The organism is Stutzerimonas frequens, from assembly GCF_024448335.1.
In the GTDB taxonomy this organism is placed as follows: domain Bacteria; phylum Pseudomonadota; class Gammaproteobacteria; order Pseudomonadales; family Pseudomonadaceae; genus Stutzerimonas; species Stutzerimonas frequens.
In genome coordinates this window covers 332,976-348,166 of the sequence record NZ_JAMOHM010000002.1, presented here as the reverse complement: position 1 = coordinate 348,166, position 15,191 = coordinate 332,976, and the positions used below count along the sequence as shown (strand labels likewise).

General features: G+C 65.1%; 16 protein-coding genes. 8 read left to right on the top strand and 8 right to left on the bottom strand.

What is annotated here, in order from left to right:
- Window positions 1-92: 92 nt before the first annotated feature.
- Genes dsbD through dsbG form a run of 3 tightly spaced genes read left to right on the top strand, consistent with a single transcriptional unit; the run spans window position 93 to window position 3,411 of the window.
- Window positions 93-1,832 (top strand): protein-disulfide reductase DsbD, encoded by a 1,740-nt coding sequence (gene dsbD / locus NAO55_RS04435; RefSeq protein WP_102840117.1) that lies wholly within the window; start codon window positions 93-95, stop codon window positions 1,830-1,832.
- Window positions 1,832-2,647: a TlpA disulfide reductase family protein gene (locus tag NAO55_RS04430; RefSeq protein ID WP_102840118.1), complete on the top strand. Its 816-nt coding sequence runs from the start codon at window positions 1,832-1,834 to the stop codon at window positions 2,645-2,647. The genes dsbD and NAO55_RS04430 overlap by 1 nt, the downstream gene beginning before the upstream one ends.
- The gene (gene dsbG, locus NAO55_RS04425; protein ID WP_102840119.1) at window positions 2,644-3,411 is read left to right on the top strand and encodes a thiol:disulfide interchange protein DsbG; all 768 of its coding nucleotides are present in this window, start codon (window positions 2,644-2,646) and stop codon (window positions 3,409-3,411) included. The genes NAO55_RS04430 and dsbG overlap by 4 nt, the downstream gene beginning before the upstream one ends.
- Before the next feature lie 117 nt (window positions 3,412-3,528).
- Here dsbG and NAO55_RS04420 read toward each other — a convergent pair whose 3' ends face one another.
- Window positions 3,529-4,200: a DUF4197 domain-containing protein gene (locus tag NAO55_RS04420; protein ID WP_045632528.1), complete on the bottom strand. Its 672-nt coding sequence runs from the start codon at window positions 4,198-4,200 to the stop codon at window positions 3,529-3,531.
- Between the two features lie 145 nt (window positions 4,201-4,345).
- Between NAO55_RS04420 and NAO55_RS04415 the strand changes: the two genes are divergently transcribed.
- Window positions 4,346-4,810, top strand: a complete 465-nt coding sequence (locus NAO55_RS04415) for an N-acetyltransferase (RefSeq protein ID WP_102840120.1) — start codon at window positions 4,346-4,348, stop codon at window positions 4,808-4,810.
- Here the strand turns inward: NAO55_RS04415 and plsB are convergent.
- From plsB to NAO55_RS04385, 6 genes are all read right to left on the bottom strand, one after another.
- A complete protein-coding gene (gene plsB / locus NAO55_RS04410) occupies window positions 4,768-7,269 on the bottom strand; it encodes a glycerol-3-phosphate 1-O-acyltransferase PlsB (RefSeq protein ID WP_102840121.1) in 2,502 nt (833 codons plus the stop codon). The genes NAO55_RS04415 and plsB overlap by 43 nt on opposite strands.
- Window positions 7,270-7,433: 164 nt before the next feature.
- Window positions 7,434-7,802, bottom strand: a complete 369-nt coding sequence (locus NAO55_RS04405; protein WP_063539945.1) for a hypothetical protein — start codon at window positions 7,800-7,802, stop codon at window positions 7,434-7,436.
- Window positions 7,768-8,472 carry a class I SAM-dependent methyltransferase gene (locus tag NAO55_RS04400; protein ID WP_102840122.1) on the bottom strand — a complete coding sequence of 235 codons (705 nt, stop codon included), beginning with the start codon at window positions 8,470-8,472 and terminating at the stop codon, window positions 7,768-7,770. Before NAO55_RS04400 ends, NAO55_RS04405 begins: the two co-directional genes overlap by 35 nt.
- 65 nt (window positions 8,473-8,537) lie before the next feature.
- Window positions 8,538-9,326, bottom strand: a complete 789-nt coding sequence (gene blaOXA, locus NAO55_RS04395; RefSeq protein WP_369806276.1) for a class D beta-lactamase — start codon at window positions 9,324-9,326, stop codon at window positions 8,538-8,540.
- A 36-nt stretch (window positions 9,327-9,362) separates the two neighbouring features.
- Window positions 9,363-9,932 (bottom strand): GNAT family N-acetyltransferase, encoded by a 570-nt coding sequence (locus NAO55_RS04390; RefSeq protein WP_102840124.1) that lies wholly within the window; start codon window positions 9,930-9,932, stop codon window positions 9,363-9,365.
- Window positions 9,933-10,008: 76 nt separating this feature from the next.
- A complete protein-coding gene (locus tag NAO55_RS04385; RefSeq protein ID WP_102840125.1) occupies window positions 10,009-10,434 on the bottom strand; it encodes a GNAT family N-acetyltransferase in 426 nt (141 codons plus the stop codon).
- Between the two features lie 303 nt (window positions 10,435-10,737).
- Here NAO55_RS04385 and NAO55_RS04380 point away from each other — a divergent pair, with 303 nt between their 5' ends.
- The 4 genes from NAO55_RS04380 to NAO55_RS04365 all read left to right on the top strand — a co-directional run bounded on the left by NAO55_RS04380 (window position 10,738) and on the right by NAO55_RS04365 (window position 14,642).
- Window positions 10,738-11,661 (top strand): ABC transporter ATP-binding protein, encoded by a 924-nt coding sequence (locus NAO55_RS04380; protein WP_013983312.1) that lies wholly within the window; start codon window positions 10,738-10,740, stop codon window positions 11,659-11,661.
- On the top strand, window positions 11,658-12,389 hold the full coding sequence (locus tag NAO55_RS04375; protein ID WP_013983311.1) for an ABC transporter permease subunit: 732 nt from the start codon (window positions 11,658-11,660) through the stop codon (window positions 12,387-12,389). Before NAO55_RS04380 ends, NAO55_RS04375 begins: the two co-directional genes overlap by 4 nt.
- A 9-nt stretch (window positions 12,390-12,398) precedes the next feature.
- The gene (locus NAO55_RS04370; protein ID WP_102840126.1) at window positions 12,399-14,234 is read left to right on the top strand and encodes a GldG family protein; all 1,836 of its coding nucleotides are present in this window, start codon (window positions 12,399-12,401) and stop codon (window positions 14,232-14,234) included.
- A 198-nt stretch (window positions 14,235-14,432) separates the two neighbouring features.
- On the top strand, window positions 14,433-14,642 hold the full coding sequence (locus NAO55_RS04365; RefSeq protein ID WP_003293422.1) for a cold-shock protein: 210 nt from the start codon (window positions 14,433-14,435) through the stop codon (window positions 14,640-14,642).
- 130 nt (window positions 14,643-14,772) lie between these two features.
- On the opposite strand, the gene NAO55_RS04360 is transcribed toward NAO55_RS04365, so the two are convergent.
- The gene (locus NAO55_RS04360) at window positions 14,773-15,144 is read right to left on the bottom strand and encodes a hypothetical protein (RefSeq protein ID WP_049325573.1); all 372 of its coding nucleotides are present in this window, start codon (window positions 15,142-15,144) and stop codon (window positions 14,773-14,775) included.
- Between the last annotated feature and the right edge of the window lie 47 nt (window positions 15,145-15,191).

The window sequence follows — 15,191 nt, the reverse complement described above, 5'->3', positions numbered from 1 at the left end:
GGCAGCGTTATGCAGCCCGTGCCCTGGCGTTAATGGCGCGTTAATCCCGCCCCGGCATGCTGCGCGGCAGTCATTTCTCGGCCAGGACTCGCATGCGCACTTTGGTTCTTCTGTTGTTTCTGCTGACGCCCGGCTTGGCGCTGTCGGCCGGTGGTCTGTTTGGCGGCGGCTCGCAGGGTGATTTTCTGCCGGTGGACGAGGCATTCGCGCTCGCGGTCAGCCCGCAGGAGAACGGCGCGACGCTGCTGCACTGGCGGATCGCACCGGGCTATTACCTCTATCAGCAGCGTCTGCGGTTCGACGGCCTGCCGCCGGAGCGCCAGCCGCCGCTGCCCGAGGGCGAGCCCTACAGCGACGAGTTCTTCGGTGACTCGCAGATCTACCGCGACAGCCTCGAACTGCTGATCCCGCCGGGCGTGGAAAACAACGTGCGCCTCGGCTGGCAGGGCTGCGCCGATGCAGGGCTCTGCTATCCACCGCAGACCCGTGAAGTTTCGCTGAGCGGTGACGCCGGCAATTCGTCGGTAGCCTCCGCGCAGGCCGAAGATCAGGCATTGGTCAGTGGCCTCGAAAACCAGGCACTGGTCTGGAGCCTGCTGGTGTTCTTCGGTCTCGGTCTGTTGCTGGCCTTCACTCCCTGTTCGCTGCCGATGCTGCCGATCCTGGCGGGCATCGTGGTCGGCAGCGGTGCCACCTTGCGCCGTGGTTTTGCCCTGGCGGCGATCTACGTGGTCAGCATGGCGCTGGTCTACGCCGGGCTCGGTGTACTGGCGGCGCTGCTCGGCGCCAACCTGCAGGCGGCGCTGCAGCAGCCCTGGCTGCTGACCAGTTTCGCCGTGCTGTTCGTGCTGCTGGCGCTGCCAATGTTCGGTTTGTTCGAGCTGCAGTTGCCGGCAGCATTGCGTGACCGTCTGGAGCGTGCCGGACGCCAGCAGCGCGTTGGCAGTCTGGCCGGGGCTGGCGCGCTGGGCGTGCTCTCCGGCCTGCTGGTCGGCCCCTGCATGACCGCTCCACTGGCGGCCGCGCTGCTGTTCATCGCACAGAGCGGCAGTGCGCTGCAGGGTGGCCTGGTGCTGTTCGCGCTGGGCCTGGGCATCGGCACGCCGCTGCTGTTGCTGGTGACCGTTGGTCAGCGCTTTGTGCCCAAGCCGGGGGCCTGGATGGATCGGGTGAAGGTACTGTTCGGCTTTCTCTTCCTCGCGGCCGCGCTGTTCGTTGCACGTCCGTTGCTGGCCGACTGGCTGTGGCTGGGCCTGTGGGGCGCGCTGCTGGTGGTGCTCGCGACCGCCTTGCTGCATGTGGCGCAGGCGGTGCAACGCCAGCGCGTGCTCTGTCAGGCAAGCGGCGTGCTGCTGGGGCTGTGGGGCGCGGCGATGCTGCTGGGTGCCGCCGGCGGAGCGGATGATCCGCGTCGGCCGCTGGCGATCTATGCCGGCGGCGTGGCGACGGCCGCGACTGTCGAATCCTACTCGCTCGGTTTCAGTGACCCGTCGGTGCTCGATCGTGAGCTGGCAGCGGCCAAGGCGCAGGGCCAGTGGGTACTGATCGATTACTACGCCGACTGGTGCGTCTCCTGTAAGGTCATGGAGAAGGAGGTCTTCGGCAACGCCGAGGTGCAGGCGAGCCTGGACGGCGTGCGCGTGCTGCGCCCCGACGTGACCCGCAGCGACACCGCCAGCCGCAAATTGCTGGACCGTTACCAGGTGCTCGGCCCGCCGACGCTGCTGTGGATCGGCCCGGATGGCGTCGAGCGCCGCGAACGCCGCATCACCGGCGAGGTCGGTGCCGGGGACTTTCTGCAGAACTGGAACCAGACCCGGGAGCGAGGTTGATGCTGACTGTGAATATCGGGCCGCTGGCCCTGGCGGTGCCCCATGTATTGCTGCTGGGCAGCCTGCTGCTGGCGACCCTGACCGGCTGGTGGGTCGGCCGGCGCAGCGAGCGCAACCCGGAGCGGCAGCTGTTTCGCCTGCTGTTGGTAGCGTTGTTCGTGGCACGCCTGGCCTTCGTCGCGATGTACTGGGCGTACTACCGGGATGACTGGCTGAGCGTCATCGATATCCGCGACGGTGGCTTCATCGCCTGGCCAGGGCTGGTCACCGCGCTGGCGTTGGGCATCTGGTGGGGCTGGCGCGACCGCGAACTGCGCAAGCCGCTGGGTATCGCGCTGACGGTGGGAATCCTCAGCTGGGGCTTCGGTAATCTGGCCTGGCATTCCTTCGAGCAGGGCACGCGCTTGCCGGAAATGGCGCTGCGCGACAATCAGGGCCGTCCGGTGGCGCTGGAGGATTACTCCGGCCAGCCGCTGGTGATCAATCTCTGGGCGACCTGGTGCCCGCCGTGCCGCCGCGAGATGCCAGTGCTCGCCGACGCCCAAGCCCGGGAAAGCGACACCCTGTTTCTGTTCGTCAATCAGGGCGAGGGGGAGGGGGAGATCAATCGCTTTCTGGAAACCGCGGGGCTGAGTCTCGATAACGTCCTGCTCGACAGTGGCGGGCGCCTCGGGCAGCACGTGGGCTCCACGGCGCTGCCGACCACGCTGTTCTACAACGCCGATGGCCGCCAGGTCAGCAGCCATCTTGGCGAACTCTCGCACGCCAGCCTGGCGCGCGCGCTGGAAAAACTGAAAGAGGAAGCTGCGCAGTGATTCGATTCAAGCCGTTACCCTACCTGCTGGCCGGCGTCAGCCTGCTGGCCCTGCCCATGGCCCAGGCCGAGGAATTGCCGGAGGCGATCAAGGCCGTCGAGGCGCGTGGCGCCGAGGTCGTCGGCAGTTTCGCGGCACCCGGAGGGCTCAAGGGCTATGCCGCGCGTTACAACGGGCAGGGCATGGCGCTGTATCTCACCCCGGATGGCGAGCACGTGCTGATCGGCAGCCTGCTCGATGCCAAGGGTGAGGACCTGACCCGCGCGCACCTGGAGAAGCTGGTCTACGAACCCTTGGGCAAGGAAATGTGGACGCGCATGGAGAACAGCACCTGGATCGCCGACGGCAACGCCGACGCGCCGCGCGTCATCTACATGTTCAGCGACCCGAACTGTCCGTACTGCAACATGTTCTGGAAGCAGGCCCGGCCCTGGGTCGAGTCCGGCAAGGTGCAGTTGCGGCACATCATGGTCGGCATGCTGCGCGCCGACAGTGCCGGCAAGTCCGCCGCGTTGCTCAGCGCCAAGGATCCGCAGGCAGCGCTCAATGAGCACGAGGCGGCCGGCAAGGCGAGCAAGCTGAAGCCGTTGGAGAAGATCCCGGCAGCTCTGGAGAAACAGCTCACCGACAACCTGATGCTGATGAGCGAACTGGGTGCCCAGGCGACTCCGGCGATCTTCTACCTCGACGATAACGGTCGTCTGCAGCAGCACCAGGGCGCACCGCGGCCCGATGCGCTGGATACCATCATGGGGCCGCGCTGACGCGGCGCTAGGGATGCGTGGAAAAGCGCTGCGCGCGTTTTCCACCCTGCGGCGGGGCAATAGACACCGGGTGGATGGTTGAAGCCATCCACCCGGTAGGCGACTCGCTAGTACGCATCAAAGCGCACCGAACACCTTCTTCGCCAGGCTGGTGGCTGCCGCGGCGGGATTCTTGCGAATGCTCGCCTCCTGCTCGGCAATCACCGTGAACAGGCCGTTGAGCGCCTGTTCGGTCACATAGCTTTCGATATTGGCGTAGTTGCCGTTCAGCCCCGCCGGCACCTTGGCCGCCACCGCGTTGTACTGCTGCGCCAGGCCGACCTGGTCGGTAGCCTGCTTGACGATGGGCAGGAACCTGGCGCGGATCTGTTCGCGGCTGGATTTGTTCAGGTACTGGGTAGCCGAATCGTCACCGCCGGCGAGAATCGCCTTGGCGTCCTGCACGGTCATCTTGCGCACGGCATCGAGCAGCAGTTGTTGGGCCTCGGGCACGGCCTTCTCGGCGGCGAGGTTCATGCTGTTCTCCAGCTGCTCGACCTGCGCGCCCATGCCGAGCATCTTCAGCATCCGCGAAGCCTTGCCGATGTTGCCCGGCAGCTCGATGCGCACGTCCGGATCGCTGCTGAAGCCGCCAGGGCGGCCGAGCTGCTGCACCGCGACCTTGGCGCCCTGGCTCAGGGCATCCTTGAGGCCGGCGCTGGCGTCACTCTGGGTCAGGTCGGCGAGAGAGAGGGCGAAGGCGCTGACGGACAAGGCCAGTCCGGCGACTAGCGTGGTGATGCGATACATGGTGATTACCTTGCTGGCAGGTGGAGTGTGTCTGGCGTCTTAACGCCGCTGGGTTCTTGCATTGATGCTAGTGGATTACCGGCGGCGCGACATCCCGGCGACGATGCGCTACCGTCCTGCCCTTCGCCGTTTTGGAGAGCCGTACATGATTCGCCCTAACCGCCCCGATGACCTGGAAACGCTGCTGGGCATCTGGCTCGAGGCATCCAGCCGTGCCCATGATTTTGTCGAGCGCGGCTTCTGGGAGGCGCGGCTGGATGACATGCGCAACCTCTATCTACCCGCTGCGCAGACCTGGGTCTACGAGCGGGATGGCACGGTGGTCGGCTTCGTGTCGCTGCTCGATGACGTCCTGGCCGCTATCTTCGTGGCGCCAACGGAGCAGGGCCATGGCATCGGCTCGGCGCTGCTCGAGCACGCCAAGGGCCTGCGCGAGCGGCTGAGCCTGACCGTTTATGCCGCCAACGGCGCCAGTATCGCCTTCTACCGTCGCCACGGTTTCCAGATCGCAGGCGAGCAGCTGGACGCGCACACCGGCCACCCGGAGCGGGTGATGACCTGGCAGCGTCAGGCGTCGGTTGCAGGCGGCGGTGAATCGCTTTCGTCGTGATGACGCTCCAGCGCGACCTGACGGATCGACAGGCGAATCTCCGCCGGTAGCACGCGCTTGGCCGCGCCCTCGGCCAGTTCCGCGAGCTTTTCGTGATAGCCGAGTCGGCCGTTTTCGTCGGGGCTGACCACGCCTTGTTCCTGCATGCTCTGGATGAAATGGCGGAACAGCGCCTTGTCGAAGAACTCCGGCGCGTTGAGCCCGTGGAGAATCGACAGGCGTTGGGCCATGACCGTGCAGAGGTTCTCCAGTTCCTCGGCGCTCAGGCTGTGCTGGCCGCTGTTGAGCAGCAGCGAGGTGGCCATGTAGAAACGCTGCAGGGTCTGCACTACCACCCGCGCCAGCAGCGTGAGCAGCACGAACTGCCGCGAACTCGGCGCCGGGCGCACGTAGTGGTTGCCGTCCACCTTGAGCAGGCCCCGCTCGACGAATGCCGCCAGCCACTGGTCGACCACGGCTTCCAGTTCCTCGACCTCCCAGCGCATGAACAGCTCGGCACGCAGATAGGGGTACAGCGCCTCGGTGAAGCGCTGGATCTGCTCGCGGCTGATGCGCGAGCTGCTCTGGAAGAAGCTCGCCAACAGCGCCGGCAACGCGAAGATGTGCATCACGTTGTTGCGGTAGTAGGTCATCAGGACGGCATTCTGCTCGTCCAGATAGAGGATGTTGCCCAGCGCGTCTTTCTGCTCGGCGAGCAGGTCGAGGCTCTTCACGTAGGCGATCAGCGCGTTGCCGTCGCCCTCCGGCAGGGTGGTGTGCGGCGAGTAGGGCACCGCGCGCAACAGCGCCTGGTAAAGATCGAGGATGCGTGCCAGGGATTGCTGGTCTAGCGCCTGACGGCTGGTGGAGAGCATCGCCAGCGCTACCAGGTTGACCGGGTTGACCGCCGCCGCCTCGTTGAGGCGCTGGGCGATGCGCTCGGCCAGGCGATTGGTGGTGTCGTTCAGCCATTCCGGGCGGTAACCCGGCGCGTAGGTCTGCTGACGCCAGCCGGGTTGTTCCTGCTCGAGGAATTCGTTGAGCTTGAGTGGCTCGCCGAAGTTGACCCAGACCTGACCGAAGCGCTGCTTGAGCGCGCCGATGACCTTGAAGATGTCAAAGATCGACTCCTTCTTCTTCGCCGCGCCGCGCAGCTCGCCGAGGTAGGTGCGGCCCTCCAGCACCCGCTCGTAGCCGATGTAGACCGGCACGAAGAGGATCGGCAGGCGCGACGAGCGCAGGTAGCTGCGCAGGGTCAGGGCCAGCATGCCTGTCTTGGGTTGCAGCATGCGGCCGGTACGCGAACGCCCGCCTTCCACGAAGTACTCGACGGGGAAGCCGCGGGTGAACAGGTTGTGCAGGTATTCGTTGAACACCGAGGTGTACAGCGGGTTGCCCTTGAACGAGCGGCGCATGAAGAAGGCGCCGCCGCGGCGCAGCAGGCTGCCGATCACCGGCATGTTGAGGTTAATGCCAGCGGCGATGTGTGGCGGCGTCAGGCCGTTGCGGAACAGCAGGTAAGAGAGCAGCAGGTAATCGATATGGCTGCGGTGGCAGGGCACGTAAATCACTTCGTAGCCGCGCACGGCGTCCTGCAGCGGCTCGATATGGTTGACGCGGATGCCGTCGTAGATCTTGTTCCAGAACCAGGAAAGCACCACCTCGAGAAAGCGCACCGCCGTGTAGGCGTAGTCCGAAGCGATCTCGTTGCCATAGCGCAGCGCCTTGGCCTCGGCCTTCTCGATGGTGATCTTCTCGCGTTCGGCTTCCTCGCGAATCGCCTGGCGGACCTGCGGTGCGTGCACCAGACCCTTCACCAGATTGCGCCGGTGCGACAGGTCCGGCCCGATCACCGCAGTCTTCTGGTTGCGGAAGTGCACCCGCAGCATGCGATGGACCATGCGCAGCGTGCGCTCGTGCCCCTTGTTCTGCGCCACCAGCTCGTTGAGCTGGATCGGCGCGGAGAACTGCACGCGGGTCTTGCGCCCCAGCACCAGGATGCTGAGCAGCTTGCGCAGGCGCCCGGTGACCGCCCAGCTGTCGGCGAACAGCAACTTCCAGGCGCTGGTCTCGCGATTCGGCGACTGTCCCCAGAACACGCTGACCGGAACGATCTGCGCGTTCTCTACCGCGTTGTGCTCCAGCGCGCCGACCAGCCGCACCAGCGCCGGTGGCGCGACCAGACGGGTACGCCGGCCGAACCAGCTGGGTGCCGGATTGAGGAAGAAGAAGGCGGCCGGCTCCACCAGTTCGCCCACCGCCACGTCGGCCACCGGGCGCGGCAGCCCGGCCTTGCTGCACTCGACGTCCAGTACCGCGAGATCACTCAGCGAGGGTTGCTGCAGCACATAGAACACCGGTTTGCTGCGATCCAGCTTGAGGGTGAAGGCGGACTGGTTGATGGTCTCCGAGCGCACCCAGGTGTACAGCACGCGGCGCAGCAGTGAGAAGATCAGACGGCGAACGGGGGAGCGGGTCATACGGCGGATTCGACTGTGGAAGGGGCGGGCCCTCGAAGGCGGCAAGTGTGCCCCAAGCGAGGTGGGCGGGCAAAACCTGCGCTGCTCGGTTGGGGCCTGATCGGACCGGCAACTGCCCGGCTCGTGACCTGCGATGGCTCGCTAGGCAGCCGTTTCGAAGCGCGTCAACGGCTACGAAGACGCGCGCCGGCATAGGCCCCGGCGAGAAACAGCAGCGACCAGAGCAGCAGAAACGCGAGGCCCACGGCGAGCAACGGACTGAGGGGCAGGAACAGGAGCAGGTACAGCACCTGACCGACGACGCCCCCCAGGTACTGTGCCCAGAGCGGTCGCGGCACGATAAAACCGGACAGCACGCCGGCGGTAAACAGCGCACCACTGTAGTACAGGCCGTCGCCGTCCCAGGGTTCGGCCTGACCACTCGCCCAGGGCGACAATGCCCAGATGAAAGCGCCGGCGAGAGAGGCGATCAGCAGCGCCTGCACGACCGGCCGGGCGCTAGGGCGCATCGGCTCGCCGCGCGTACCACGCATGGATCAGCCCGGCCTGGTAGAACGGCACGGGGCAGGCAAAGCCGCCGGCCTCGATGATGGACGCGACCTGCTGCGGGGGCAGTATCGCCACGTCACGGTCATAGGCGGCACGCATCTGCTCCAGGCCTGCCGCGGGAATGCCGGTGAGGGTCATCATGTTCAGCCAGGTTTCCAGCAGAGCCGCATACGCTGGCGTGGTGACGTCCGCTGCCAGGTCAGAGCTGGCCAATAGCGCTCCCGGGCCGAGTCGGGCGGCTATGTCACGAAAGAAGCCGATGCGTACGTCGCGCTCGAGAATGAACTGGGATACCAGCAGGGAGGTTGCCGCGTCGAAGGGGGCCTGCTCGGGCAGTGTCTCCAGGTAGCCCTCATGGAACTGGCAGCGCTGTTCGATTCCGGCTCGGGTAGCCTTGTCGCGAAGGACGTGCAGCATCGCGCCCGATGGCTCCACCGCGGCGAAGGTCCAACCGGGTCGGCACTGGGCCAGGTGCAGAATTTCCTCGCCGGTGCCGGCGCCGATGCACAGTACTCGCGCCTCGGCCGGCAGCGGTGCGAACACCGCCTCCAGAAGAAAATGCAGGGCATTGCGAATGGGCGCGGTTCTGGCCCAGCGCTCGTCGTAGCTGGCGGCCTGTTGATCGAATACCGCTTTGATCTCGTCGCTGCGCATGGTGGCTCCATGTGGGGTGGTGCAGATCGTGGCTTCGCCGGCTACCGCGGAACTCGCCGGAGGATTCATTCGGCAGGCAGGATGCCCTTGGCCCGCAGCGCATCCAGCGCGATCCGCTGGCGCAGGGGCAGATCGGTCGCATCGCGGGTGTCCAGATTAAGCGCGAACAGCCAGGTATCGGCGCCGGCTTCAACATAGCCGATGTACCAGCCGATGCCAGGATTGTCGCGAGCCGCCCAGCCGGTCTTGGCATACAGGCGATAAGCCGGCGTGCTGTCGACGCGCATGATGGTCCTGAGGATGTCGTAGCTGTTCGCCCGGTACGGCAGGCTGCGCGCGACCACCTGGCGCAGCAGGCCCACCTGTTGTTCGGCGCTGACGCGCAGCGAGCCATCGAGCCAGAACTCGGTGACGTTGACAGGTTCGTGCAGCTGCCCGTACTGCGCCTGGCGGATGTGGCGCAGATAGGCCGCCGTGCCCACCCGCCGGGCCAGCCTCTGGTAGCACCAGACGCAGCTGACCCTGAATGCGCTCTTCAAGGTCTGGTCGCGGTTCCAGTCCTCGATCTCGTAACGGGTGCCGTCCCAGGGGATGATCTCGTCCGCCCCGGCGATGGCACCTTCCTCCAGTGCGATCAGGGTGTTCAGCACCTTGAACGTGGACGCTGCGGGAAAAGCCGTGCCGGCGCGTTCATCGTTGTGGACGAAGCGCTGGCCCGTGGCGACGGACTCGATCACCAGTGTCCCCTCGACCCCCGCGCGTTCGAACAGACGGGCAATTGCCTCGTCGTCCGCATGGGCGAAGCCGGAAGCAGCGAGCAGCAACAGGGAGAGCAACAGGACGGGCATGACCAGGACCAGGTTGTAGGTGGGAGCGTGTTCGGACGGGGCTCAGTCGCCTGCAATCTGCTGCGCCCGATAGTCCACCTGCGAAAGACGGTACAGGCAGTGTGCGCGAAGTGGATGACCGATGGGTATGCTCGGATGCTCGAAGCGGCTTGCCTCGCGCATGCCGATTCGCTGCATGACCGCGCGCGAACGCTGATTGCCGAGCGTGGTGAAAGAGACGATTTCCGCCAAATCCAGCCTGTCGAAGCCCACCTCGAGCGCACCGCGCGCGGCCTCCGTTGCCAAACCTCTGTGCCAGTGCTGGAAGGCCAGGCGCCAGCCGATCTCCACGCAGGGCGAAAAGGGCAGCTCGGCGATCGGTATATGCAGGCCGAGGAAGCCGATGAACTCGGCGGATGCCTTCAGCTCCACGGCCCAGAAACCCCATCCTCGCTGCTCGATCAGCGCCTGGCAGCGATCGGCCAGCGCATCGCTCTCGTCGCGCTCGAGCGGGGCAGGGAAATACTCCATGACCCGCGGGTCTGCGTTCAGTTCGGCAAAGGGCGCCCGGTCGCTCGGGCGCCATTGCCGCATGAACAGGCGTTCGGTTTCGAATTCGATCGGGTTCGGCATTGCAGTGTTCTCGGATCAAAGGAGGAGGCTGTTGCTTGCAGCTCCGTTTGCAGCAAGGGCGGCGACTTGACCGTGGCTAACCGGAATCACCTGAATAGCTGAGCGTGAGGCGCAGCATGTCCATGTGGCGGATCCCGTCCTCGATGATCGGCTCGGGGTAGTGCTCGACGAAGAAGTCTCGTTCTATTCGCGTTACGCGAAAGCCCTGGCGTTGATAGAACGTCAATTGATAGCCGAACGACCCCGTGCCCACTTCGAGCCGGCCGGCGCCCAGCCTGCGGTAGTGCTCGATGATCCATTCCAGCAGTGCCGTGCCGTAGCCCGCTTTCTGCCGGGTGGGTCGTACCGCGATATTCATCAGCTCATGCGCGCCTTCGCCGATCGGCCGCACGACACCGATGCCGACGACCGTTCCGTCGAGCGATGCGGCGAAGCACGTCGAGTCCGCCAGATACGAGCGCACCTTGCTCGGCGAAGGATCGGCGAGCAGCAACAGCTCCATTGGCGCCAGTGAGGCAGGAATTTCTCCGAAGCGTAGGGACATGTGTCGGTAACCACCTTGAGAGGCGGCGTGATCAGGCAGATCGATCGCCGCTTTCCATGGATTCGAGAACGTACTTCAAGCGCTGTGCGGGGTCCATTGCATCGCTTGGAGGCTTGGCGGCAACGTCCAGCAAACGTTGCCGCCAAGCCGCGTGGTTGCATTCGTCCAGTAGCTGTTCTTATAGTTCCGCCGGCATTTTTGCAGGGCCTGGCTCGGGTCGCGCGGCGGCACGCCAGGCCTTGTGCGCACTGGTGAGAGCCCATGATCGAAATAAGCAACCTGACCAAGCGTTTTGCCCAGCACACCGCGGTCGACGACCTGTCGTTCCAGGTCCAGCGCGGAGAGGTGCTGGGGTTCCTCGGCCCCAATGGGGCCGGCAAGTCCACCACGATGAAGATGCTGACCGGCTTTCTCGCGCCGACATCCGGCACTGCCCGCATCCTCGGTCACGACATCCGCACCCAGACCCTCCAGGCCCAGCGGCTGATCGGCTATCTGCCCGAAGGCGCACCTTGCTATGGCGACATGACGGTGCGTGGCTTTCTCGAGTTCATCGCCGAAGTGCGCGGTTTTCGAGGTGCGGACAAGCGTCAGCGGGTCGATGCAGCTGTCGCCCAGGTGGAATTGCAGAAGGTGCTGGGGCAGAGCATCGAGACGCTGTCCAAGGGCTTCAAGCGGCGTGTCGGTCTGGCCCAGGCGATCCTGCACGACCCTGACGTGCTGATCCTCGACGAGCCTACCGACGGGCTCGATCCGAACCAGAAGCATCAGGTGCGCCAGCTGATCCAGGGGCTGGCGCAGGACAAGATCGTCATCATTTCCACCCATATTCTCGAAGAGGTGAGTGCGGTCTGCACCCGCGCGGTGGTGATCGCCAATGGCCGGCTGGTGGCCGATGGCACGCCGCTGGAGCTGGAAAGCCGCTCGAAGCATCACCAGGCGGTCACGCTGGTCAGTGATGCGCCGCTGGACGAAGTCGCCCTGGCGGCCTTGCCGGGTGTCGCCGGTGTCGAGCGCAACGAGCGCGAGCACAGCCTGACCGTACTGGCGCAGCCCGGGCACGTGATCTTCCCGCAGGTCAACGCGCTGATCGCCCAGCAGGGCTGGGCCGTCACCGAGCTGGACGTGGAGCGCGGCCGGCTGGATGAGGTGTTCCGTAACCTGACGCGAGGGGAAGCGCTATGAGCCAGTTGCCGGTCATCTTCAAGCGCGAGCTGGGCAGCTATTTCGCCACGCCGCTCGCCTATGTGTTCATCGTGATCTTCCTGGTGCTGTCCGGGGTATTCACCTTCTACCTGGGCGGTTTCTACGAGCGCGGCCAGGCGGACCTGACGCCCTTCTTCAGCTTTCATACCTGGCTCTACCTGTTCCTGGTACCCGCTATCGCCATGCGCCTGTGGGCCGAGGAGCGCAAGTCCGGTTCCATCGAGCTGCTGATGACGCTGCCGATCACCCGTTTCGAGGCGGTCGCCGGCAAGTTCCTTGCCGCCTGGGTTTTTGCCGGGATCGCGCTGCTGCTGACGTTCCCGATGGTCATCACCGTCAATTACTTGGGTGAGCCCGACAACGGCGTGATCGTCGCCGGCTATCTCGGCAGCTGGCTGCTGGCTGGCGCCTTCCTGGCCATTGGCTCGTGCATGTCGGCGTTGGCGAAAAACCAGGTGATCGCCTTCATCCTCTCGGTGGCCGTGTGCTTCCTGTTCATCGTCAGCGGCCTGCCGATGGTGCTCGACGCCCTCGCCTGGGCGCCGCAGTGGCTGATCGACGCGGTGGCTTCGCTGAGCTTCCTGATCCGTTTCGACTCCATCAGCAAGGGCGTGATCGACCTGCGTGACCTGCTGTATTTCGTCACGCTGATCGTCGCCTGGCTGGCGGCCACCGCCGTGGTCGTCGACCTGAAGAAAGCCGCCTGAGGAGTCACCATGAAACGAGTCATCTATTCCGGTGCCGGGCTGCTGCTGATCGCGCTGGCATTCCTGCTGTTCAATGGGCTGACCGGCACGCTGCTGACCAATGCCCGGCTGGACCTGACCGAGCAGAAGCTCTACACCATTTCCGAGGGTACCGAGCGCATCCTCGAGGGGCTGCAGTCACCCATCGAGCTGCATTTCTTCTATTCGGACGAGACCGCCAAGGACCTGGTCGCGCTGCGCAACTACGCGCGTCGGGTCGAGGAGATGTTGCGTGCCTATCAGCGCGCCTCTGGCGGCAAGCTCAAGCTGCACGTGATCGATCCGCAGCCATTCTCCGAGGAAGAAGACCGCGCCGCCGAGTTCGGCCTGCAGGCGGTACCGCTCAACCAGGGCGGTGACAAGGTCTACTTCGGGCTGGCCGGCACCAATGCCGAGGGCAATACGCAGATCATCCCGTTCTTCCCGCTGGATCAGGAGGAGTTTCTCGAGTACGAGGTCAGCCGCCTGGTTCAGAGCGTGGCGACTGCCGAGCTGCCGGTAGTGGGTGTGCTTTCCGGCCTGCAGCTGACCGGGGGCTTCGACATGCGTACGCAGCAGGCGACGCCGCCGTGGATGGTGCTGGAGGAAGTCCGCCAGCTGTTCCATATCGAGAGCCTGCAGCGCGATGTCGATCTGATCCCCACCAATGTATCGGTGCTGCTGCTGATCCATCCGAAGGATCTGCCCGAGCAGACGCTGTTCGCCATCGACCAGTTCGTCCTGCGCGGTGGCAAGCTCCTGGTGTTCCTCGATCCGCATAGCGAGATCGATCCGGGCATGGGCATCGGCCCGGGCGAGTTCGGCGAGGAGCGTGTCTCTGACCTGGAACCGCTGTTCAAGGCCTGGGGCGTGCGCATGCTGCCGAAGAAGGCGCTGGCCGATGCCGCTTACGGCATGTCGGTGGGCATGGGCGCCGAGCGCCGGCCGGTTCGGCATGCCGGCTGGCTGAGCCTGCCGCGCGCCGCGCTGGACCAGGATGACGTGAGCATCGCTGCGCTGGAGAACATCACGCTTGGCAGTGCCGGCATTCTCGAACCGCTGGAAGGGGCGACCACGCGCTTCACCCCGCTGATGCGCAGCTCCGAATACGCCATGCCGGTGGATGCCGGACGCTTCGCCACACTGGACAACCCCGAGACCCTGTTGCTCGACTTCGAGCCCACTGGCGAGCGCTATACCCTGGCGGCGCGGATTCAGGGGCCGGCGCAAACCGCGTTCCCGAATGGCATCGAAGGGCGTGAGAAGGGCATCCAGGAGAGCCAGAACATCAACGTCATCGCGGTGGCCGACACCGATATGCTGGCCGACCGCATGTGGGTGCAGGTGCAGGACTTTTTCGGTCAGCGCGTGCCCCAGCCTTGGGCCGACAATGGCGCCTTCGTGATCAATGCGCTGGACAACCTCTCCGGGACCGATGCGCTGATCAGCGTGCGTTCGCGCGGTCGCTTCACCCGTCCGTTCGTGGTGGTCGAAGCGCTGCAGCGTCAGGCCGAGAACCGCTTCCGCGAGAAGGAGGAGGTGCTGCAACAGCGCCTGGCCGATACCGAGCAGAAGCTGGCCGAGCTGCAGAGCCCGGACCCTGAGCAGGCATTGGAGCTCTCCGGCGAGCAGGAGCAGGCGTTGCGCCAGTTCCTCCAGGAAAAGGTGCGCATCCGCAAAGAGCTGCGCGAGGTACGCTACCAGCTCAACGCCGATATCGAGGCGCTGGGGCGCACACTGAAATTCGTCAATATAGCCCTGGTACCGCTGGTACTGACGCTGGGCGTGCTCGCGCTGTGGCTGTGGCGTCGCCGCCGTAGTGCCTGACGCTGGTCTGCACGGCGGCTACGGCCGTCGTGCAGACGGTCAATGCGAGACGGAAAAGGGGCTGACAGCAGAAATCCTTGGCTTATACTCCGGCGACGGCTGCTTTCGAGTCGCATTCGCAAGCTGACGAATGCACGAGGGTCAGGCTGTGGAAACCCTCTTCCGAGGAATAACAAAAAGCGAGTTGGAGAAGTGGTAATGGCTGAGCGCGAAACCGGGACCGTCAAGTGGTTCAACGATGCAAAAGGCTATGGATTCATTCAGCGGGGTAATGGTGCCGACGTGTTCGTGCATTACCGCGCCATTCGTGGCGAAGGCCATCGCTCGCTGGCCGAGGGGCAGCAGGTGGAATTCTCGGTGATCCAGGGCCAGAAAGGCCTGCAGGCCGAGGACGTCGCCGGCCTCTGACTCCGGTCGCAGAAGAACAAAGCCCGTCCTGATGACGGGCCTTGTTTTTTTGAGCCTGGCGACGCTCCGCTGCAGGCCACCAAGGGCCAATCTGCTGGTTCCTGGTGGGTGTTTCACAACCCGGGTGCGATCAACCCGTGCGCCAAACGATCTCTTCCTCGCCGTCGGCACTGACGCGTATCCAGCGGTCGGCCTCTTCCTCGGCTTCCTCTTCCTGCCAGCCGCCCGGGGCGCAACGGATTTCCACGCCCAGCGCCTGATGCGCCGCGCGTGCACAGGCCAGGTCATCGGCCCAAGGCGTGGCATCGCTTTCCAAGAGCAGGCAGTGCCATTTGCCGACCGCCTTGGGCAGCCAGGTCACTGGAATCCCGGCGGCGTTGCACTTGAAGGTCTGGCCTTTCTGCTGCCAGGCGGAGCAGGGGCCGATGGCCTCGGTCAGCCACTCGCCGACGGCTTCCTGGCTGGCATCCCTGAGGTAGATCTCGATATCGGGTTGACGCATGGGCGACTGCCTTCTGTGTTGTGCCTTGGCCTGCCTCGCATGCTATC